The organism is Kineosporia sp. A_224 (assembly GCF_002198655.1).
GTDB lineage: Bacteria > Actinomycetota > Actinomycetes > Actinomycetales > Kineosporiaceae > R-H-3.
Genome location: NZ_MWLN01000012.1, coordinates 1 through 4,127 on the forward strand (window position 1 = coordinate 1; position 4,127 = coordinate 4,127).

A 4,127-nucleotide genomic window follows, 5' to 3' on the forward strand; every position below is an offset into this window, starting at 1 on the left:
GCGGCGGCGGTCCGGGCACGGGCCCCGGTCCCGGTCCCGGTCCCGCGGGCGAGGCCCACCCAGCGTCCGTCATCGTGCCCCCGCCCGTCGCTCCGTGCGCCGGTCCTGCCGACCGGCCCTGTACCCGTTCACCCGGCCCCAACGCACGGGGCGCCCGCTCGGTGCCGTGCCGCCCGTGGTCAGGCCCCGAGCCGGCCGCGCAGCGCGGCCACCCTGGCCAGCGTCGAGTCCCGGCCGAGGATCTCCATCGACTCGAACAGCGGCGGCGAGACCCGGCGTCCGGTCACGGCGACCCGCAGCGGGCCGAACGCGAACTTAGGCTTGATCCCGAGCCCCTCGACGACCGCCGTCCGCAGCGCCGCCTCGATGTCCGCGGCGGTGAACGCCGGCAGCGCTCCGAGCGCCGAGGTCGCGGCGTCGAGGACGGCCGCGGACTGCGCGGCGTCCTTGGTGACGGTCGCGAGCGCGTCGTCCTCGACGACGAGGTCGCCGTCCGCGGTGAGCAGGAACGCGACCATGGGCACCGCCTCCGCGAGCACCTGGACCCGGGTCTGCACGAGCGGTGCCGCGGCCTCGACGACCGCGCGCTGCGCGCCGTCCGGGGCGCCGTCCGCCCCCGTCACGACGACCCCCTGGCCCGCGAGGTAGGCCACGAGCCGGGCGGCGAAGTCCTCCGGGGCGAGCAGCCGCAGGTGCTCGGCGTTGATCGCGTCGGCCTTCGCCTGGTCGAACCGCGCCGGGTTGCCGTTGACGTCGGTGATGTCGAACGCCTGCGTCATCTCCGCCATGGAGAAGACGTCGCGGTCCTCGGCGATCGACCAGCCGAGCAGCGCGAGGTAGTTGAGCAGCCCCTCCGGGACGAAGCCGCGGTCGCGGTGGTGGAAGAGGTTCGACTGCGGGTCGCGCTTGGAGAGCTTGCGGGTGCCCTCGCCGAGCACCATCGGCAGGTGCCCGAAGCGCGGCACGGACGTCGTGACACCGATCGCGACGAGCGCGCGGTAGAGCGCGATCTGGCGCGGCGTCGAGGAGAGCAGGTCCTCGCCGCGCAGCACGTGCGTGATCCCCATGAGCGCGTCGTCGACCGGGTTGACGAGCGTGTACAGCGGCTCGCCGCCCGCGCGCACGACGACGAAGTCCGGCACCGTGCCCGCCTTGAAGGTCACCGGGCCGCGGACGAGGTCGTCGAAGGTCAGGTCGTCGTCCGGCATCCGCAGCCGGAGCACGGGTTCGCGGCCCTGCGCGCGGAACGCCGCCCGGTCCTCCTCGGTGAGGTCCCGGTCGTGGCCGTCGTACCCGAGCTTGGGGTCGCGGCCGGCGGCGCGGTGCCGCGCCTCGACCTCCTCGGGCGAGGAGAACGACTCGTAGACGTAGCCGCTCGCGACGAGCTTGCCGACGACGTCGGCGTAGAGGTCCTTGCGCCGGCTCTGCCGGTACGGCTCGTGCGGGCCGCCGACCTCGACGCCCTCGTCCCAGTCGATCCCGAGCCAGCGCAGCGCGTCGAGGATCTGCTCGTAGCTCTCCTCGCTGTCGCGCGCCGCGTCGGTGTCCTCGATCCGGAAGACGAACGTGCCGCCCGTGTGCCGGGCGTACGCCCAGTTGAACAGGGCGGTCCGGACCAGGCCGACGTGCGGCGTTCCGGTCGGCGAGGGGCAGAAGCGCACGCGGACGTCGGCGCCGGAGGCGGTCGTCACGGGTGCGTCGAGGGCGCTTCGGAGGCTGCTCATGATGCGGCACAGCCTATCGGCGGAGCCGCCGCGGTCCGGCCCGCCACCCGCGCCGGAAACCCGCTCGGCCCCCGGTCTCCGCCCGCACTATCGTGGGTGACTCGCCGCGGTGACGGGCCTGACACCCCCGGAGCGGCGACGGCCGGCCCCCGTCATCGGGCCGAGAGGCCGACCGGTCCGGTCGGCGAAGGTGTGGTGGCACCGCGAGCGACCCGATCGCCCACACCTCCCGGGAGCCGTACTTCCCGGAGGTGACCACCATGAGACGCACCCTGAGCAGCACCCTGCCCGAGCACGTCGGCGAGACCGTCCGCCTCGAGGGCTGGGTGCACCGCCGCCGCAGGCTGGCCGCGGTGACCTTCCTCGTGCTGCGCGACCGCGCCGGCCTCGCCCAGGTCGTCGTCGCCGAGGAGGCGGTGCGGCGGCTCGTCGAGGGCGTCGGCGAGGAGAGCGTCGTCCGCGTCACCGGCACGGTGACGGCCAACGCCAAGGCGCCCGGCGGCGTCGAGGTGACGTCCCCGGCCGTCGAGGTGCTGTCGACCGCGCAGACGCCCCCGGTCGAGCTGTGGCGCCCGACCCTCGACGTCTCGCTGCCGACCCTGCTCGACCACGCCTCGACGACGTGGCGGCACCCGCGCCGGCAGGCCGTGTGGCGGCTCGCGGCGGCGTCGGTCAAGGGGTTCCGCGAGACGCTCGACGGCACCGGCTTCACCGAGATCACGACGCCCAAGCTCGTCGCGTCGTCGACCGAGTCGGGCGCGAACGTGTTCGGCGTCGAGTACTTCGGCCGGACGGCGTACCTCGCGCAGTCGCCGCAGTTCTACAAGCAGGCGATGGTCGGCGTCTTCGAGCGGGTCTACGAGGTCGGCCCGGTGTTCCGCGCCGAGCCGCACGACACGGTGCGGCACCTCGCGGAGTACGTCTCGCTCGACGTCGAGCTGGGCTTCGTCGACAGCCACCGGGACGTCCTCGCCGTCCTGCGCGACGTCCTCGCCGGGATGGTGGCGTCGGTCCGGGAGAACGCCTCCGAGGCGCTCGCGCTGACCGGCGCCCGGCTGCCCGAGGTGCCGGAGCAGATCCCCGTCGTGCACTTCCGCGAGGCGCTGCGGATCGCCGGCGCCGAACCCGACGAGCCCGACCTCGCGCCCGAGCACGAGCGGGCGCTCGGCGCGTGGGCGCTCGCCGAGCACGGCAGCGACCTGCTCGCCGTCGAGGGGTACCCGGCGGCGAAGCGGCCGTTCTACACGCACCCGCAGACGACCCCGGAGCCGGACAGCCGCTGGACGAACTCCTTCGACCTGCTCTTCCGCGGGCTCGAGCTCGTCACGGGCGGCCAGCGGCTGCACCGGTACGAGGACTACGTCGCGGCGCTCACCGGCCGCGGCGAGTCGCCCGGGCCGTACGAGAGCTACCTGGAGACGTTCCGGTACGGGATGCCGCCGCACGGCGGCTTCGCGATCGGGCTCGAGCGCTGGACGGCCCGGCTCGTCGAGGCGGACAACATCCGCACGACGACGCTCTTCCCCCGCGACCTGCACCGCCTGACCCCCTGAGGGGGCGGGTGGTCAGGAGCGGGTGACGACCGGGTTCGAGAGGGTGCCGAGGCCCTCGACCTCGACCTCGACGCGCTGCCCGGCGACCATCGGGCCGACGCCCTCCGGGGTGCCGGTGAGGATGACGTCGCCGGGCAGCAGCGTCATCGCGGCCGACACGTGCGCGACGAGGGTCGGCACGTCGAAGATCATCTGCGACGTGCGGCCGTCCTGGACGACGACGCCGTCGAGCCGGGTCGTGACCCGCAGGTCGCGCACGTCGACGTCCGTGACGAGGTACGGCCCGAGCGGGCAGAACGAGTCGAAGCCCTTGGCGCGCCACCACTGCCCGTCGGACGACTGCAGGTCGCGGGCCGTGACGTCGTTCGCGACCGTGTAGCCGAGGACCACCTCGGGCACCCGCTCGACCGGGACGTCGCGGCACAGCCGGCCGATGACGACCGCGAGCTCGCCCTCGTAGTCGACCCGCGACGACTGCGGCGGCAGGACGATCGGGTCGCCCGGGCCGACGACGCTCGTGTTCGGCTTGAGGAATGCCAGCGGCTCGGCGGGGACCTCGTTGCCCAGCTCGGCGGCGTGCGCGGCGTAGTTGCGGCCGATCCCCACGACCTTGCTCCGCGGGATGACGGGCGCGAGCAGCCGGACCTCCTCGAGGTCGATCTTCTCCCCCGTCGGCTGCACGGGCATGAAGAGCGGGTCGCCCGTGAGGACGACGAGCTGCTCGGAGCCCGGCTCCCCCTCGACGACGCCGAACCTGGGATCCCCGCCGGCCGTGAACCTCGCGATACGCACGGGCGCAGCCTAACGACCGGTGGCCGGACGGCCCGCGCAGGCTCGTTACCGTGGTGGG

Annotated in this window: 3 protein-coding genes; 1 reads left to right on the forward strand and 2 read right to left on the reverse strand. The window is 74.2% G+C overall.

The features are described 5' to 3' along the window. Positions 1-179: 179 nt before the first annotated feature. The gene (gltX, locus tag EDJALFJO_RS00250) at positions 180-1,724 is read right to left on the reverse strand and encodes a glutamate--tRNA ligase (protein WP_088281036.1); all 1,545 of its coding nucleotides are present in this window, start codon (positions 1,722-1,724) and stop codon (positions 180-182) included. 260 nt (positions 1,725-1,984) lie between these two features. Between gltX and aspS the strand changes: the two genes are divergently transcribed. Continuing rightward, the gene (gene aspS, locus EDJALFJO_RS00255) at positions 1,985-3,277 is read left to right on the forward strand and encodes an aspartate--tRNA(Asn) ligase (protein ID WP_088281038.1); all 1,293 of its coding nucleotides are present in this window, start codon (positions 1,985-1,987) and stop codon (positions 3,275-3,277) included. Positions 3,278-3,289: 12 nt separating this feature from the next. On the opposite strand, the gene EDJALFJO_RS00260 is transcribed toward aspS, so the two are convergent. Then, the gene (locus EDJALFJO_RS00260; RefSeq protein WP_088281040.1) at positions 3,290-4,069 is read right to left on the reverse strand and encodes a fumarylacetoacetate hydrolase family protein; all 780 of its coding nucleotides are present in this window, start codon (positions 4,067-4,069) and stop codon (positions 3,290-3,292) included. Positions 4,070-4,127 lie beyond the last annotated feature (58 nt).

Coding starts and splice junctions, on each gene's coding strand:
- aspS (WP_088281038.1), top strand. CDS start 1,985: ATGAGACGCACCCTGAGCAGCACCCTGCCCGAGCACGTCGGCGAGACC.
- gltX (WP_088281036.1), bottom strand. CDS start 1,724: ATGAGCAGCCTCCGAAGCGCCCTCGACGCACCCGTGACGACCGCCTCC.